The organism is Sphingomonas sp. MJ1 (PH-R8) (assembly GCF_048058635.1).
Taxonomy (GTDB): domain Bacteria; phylum Pseudomonadota; class Alphaproteobacteria; order Sphingomonadales; family Sphingomonadaceae; genus Sphingomonas.
The window spans coordinates 1-2776 of sequence record NZ_JBBEFX010000037.1 but is presented as its reverse complement, the minus strand read 5'-3'; the positions used below and the strand labels follow the sequence as shown (position 1 = coordinate 2776).

Below are 2776 nucleotides of genomic sequence, written 5' to 3'. Positions count from 1 at the left end.
GAGTTCAACCTCAATCCCGCCTATTTCAATCACGCGCACAATGATCTGGTGGAGATCTTCCTCGATGGCGGTGTGGCCGCGCTACTGGTGCTTGTCGGATTTCTGGGTTGGTTCTGCTGGCGCGCACTGGGCATATGGCGGCCGCAGGCAGAACGGGTCGGCAGCCGCATCTGGACAGCTAGGGCCGCCTTTTTCGGCGTACTGATCCTGAGCGCTGCCAGCCTCGTGGACTATCCACTGCGCACGCCGCTGCTCGCCGCAGTGTTCGCGCTGCTGTGCGGCATGATGGAGTGGCCGCGGTCGAAACCGGAGGTACGCGACCTCTAGTCGCGGGCTTTACCCCCTTTTCAAGGGGAGCTATCGGATGCGGGTCTACGCAGCCGCCTAACCATGTCGAGGTTCAGTGAAAAAGTCGTATCGGTTTAGCGCGGCACTCCTGACGGTGGCCCTTCTGTCAGCTTGCGCAAGCGATCCCAAGTTCATTGGGCGCCCCGACCTCACGCTCGTTCCCGATGGGCAATTGCCGCCGCCGGCAGGCCAGGATCTGATCCTGGAGCAGCGGGCTTATGTGGTGGGGCCGTTCGATCGCATTTCTGTCGACGTCTATGGGGTTCCCGAACTTCAGCGAACCGTTCAGGTGGATGCCAGCGGCCGCGCGTCGCTGCCGCTGATCGGTGAACTCAATGTAGCGGGCCAGACTCCTGGCCAACTCGCAACCCTCGTGGAAGCACGGCTGCGCGGAAAATATGTGCGGGATCCGCACGCGATCGTGAACGTCGATTCTGTGAACCAGAAGATCGCCGTCAACGGCCAGGTAAAGGTGCCTGGCCTCTACCCGGTTACGGGCCGCATGACGCTGATGCGTGCCATTGCCGTGGCGCAGGGGACCACCGAGTTTGCGGCCAAGGACTATGTCGTCGTGTTCCGCCGTGTGAACGGTCAGCAGATGGCCGCGCTGTACAACATCGGTGCGATCCGATCCGGAGCCTACGAGGATCCGGAGGTTTTTGCCAACGACCTGATCGAAGTGGGCGATTCCAGCGCTCGCCGGACGTTCCGCGATATCCTGTCGGCCGCACCATTGATCGTGTCCCCGGTTGTGGCGCTGATCCGTTAATTTGCCGGTGGAGCATAGAAAATGAGCATGATCCCCGCCCGGCAACCTGCCGGCCTTCCTGCCGTGCAGCATGAGAATTCGGCGCTGCACGCTTCCGCAAGGCCCGAGAACACGGGCCCGTCGATCGTCAGCCGGCTGATCACGATCGCGCTGCGCCGGCGGTGGCTGTTGATCGGTTCGCTGCTCGGCTGCCTCGTCCTAGGGCTTATCGTGACGCTGCTGATGTCGCCCCGCTACACGGCGAGCACCACCATCGAGATCCGGCGGGAATCCGGCGGCTTGGTCGAACTCGACCAGGCGCAGGCGGCGACCGCATCGCGCGACGTCGAGTTCTACGAAACCCAATATGGATTGCTGCGCTCAGATTCGCTTTCGCAGCGGGTCGCGCGCGAACTGGGGCTGGCGGACAGCGCAGCCTTTTTCGACATGATGGGCGTGTCGCAGGCCGACGACTGGTTCGAAGAGGCCAAGCTGACGAACGGGGCTCCAAACAAGGACGAGCGGATCCGGATCGCGGGCACGGCACTGCTGCAGCATCTGGATGTCGAGCCGGTTCGACTGTCGCGCCTGGTCGAACTGCGGTTCAGCAGCCCGGATCCGGCTTTGTCGCAGAAGATCGTGAACGCTTGGGGCCGGCTGTTCATCGAGCAGACGCTCGAGCGGCGCTTCGAGGAAAGCTCCTATGCACGCGAGTTCCTGGAAGGGCGCCTGGCGCAGCTGCGTACCCGCATCGACGCATCGGAGCGGCGCCTGGTCGACTATGCCTCGCAAGAAGGCATCGTAAACCTGCCCAGCGCGACGTCGGGCGAAAGCGGTGCCACGGGTGAACGGTCGCTCGCCGCCGATGATCTGGCCGCCCTCAATGCCGCGCTGGCGCAGGCCACTGCGGATCGCGTGCAGGCCCAGAGCCGTCTGAGCGCGCCGATGAGCGGACCGGAAGCGCTGCAGAACAGCGCCATTTCGGGTCTGCGGCAAACAAGGGCGGAGCTTTCCGGCGAATATGCCAAGCTGATGCAGAACTTCGAGCCGGACTATCCGCCGGCCAAGGCGCTGCAGGAGCAGATCACCCAGCTTGACCGGGCGATCAGCACCGAGGAACGTCGGGTTTCCGGCAGTGTCCGCGGGCAATATGAAGCCAGCCTGGCGCGCGAGCAGGCGCTTTCGGAGCGGGTAAATGGCCTGAAGTCGTCGCTGCTGGACGTGCGCCGCCGCAGCATCCAGTACAATATCTTCAAGCGGGATGTGGACACCAACCAGCAGCTCTATGATGCGCTGCTTCAGCGGTACAAGACGATCGGGGTCGCCGGCGGGATCGGCACCAACAACATTTCGATCGTCGACAAGGCCGAGCTGCCGCGTGTCCCATCCAGCCCGAACCTGCTGCTGAACCTTGCCATTGCGGCAGTGCTCGGTCTGCTTCTGGGCGCGGGAATCGCATGGTTGCTGGAGCAGCTTCACCAGGGGATCAACGATCCGGCCGATGTGGAGCAGGCCTTCGGCGTGCCGCTCCTCGGCACGATCCCCAAGTCGGAAAACAACACCGTGCTGGAGGATCTGCGCGATCCGAAATCGACAACGACGGAGGCCTATCTGTCGCTGCGGACGCGTCTGGCGTTCACCACCCACCACGGTGTGCCGAGCACGATCGCGGTCACCAGC

At 63.5% G+C, this 2776-nt stretch carries 3 protein-coding genes; all 3 read left to right on the top strand.

What is annotated here, in order from left to right; genetic code table 11:
* On the top strand, positions 1 to 327 hold a 327-nt coding region (locus VPH46_RS16045; protein WP_416612829.1), incomplete at its 5' end, for a hypothetical protein.
* Positions 328 to 403: 76 nt separating this feature from the next.
* Positions 404 to 1117, top strand: a complete 714-nt coding sequence (locus VPH46_RS16040; RefSeq protein WP_416612827.1) for a polysaccharide biosynthesis/export family protein — start codon at positions 404 to 406, stop codon at positions 1115 to 1117.
* Positions 1118 to 1138: 21 nt separating this feature from the next.
* A partial coding sequence (locus VPH46_RS16035) for a GumC family protein (protein WP_416612825.1) occupies positions 1139 to 2776 on the top strand: 1638 nt, incomplete at its 3' end.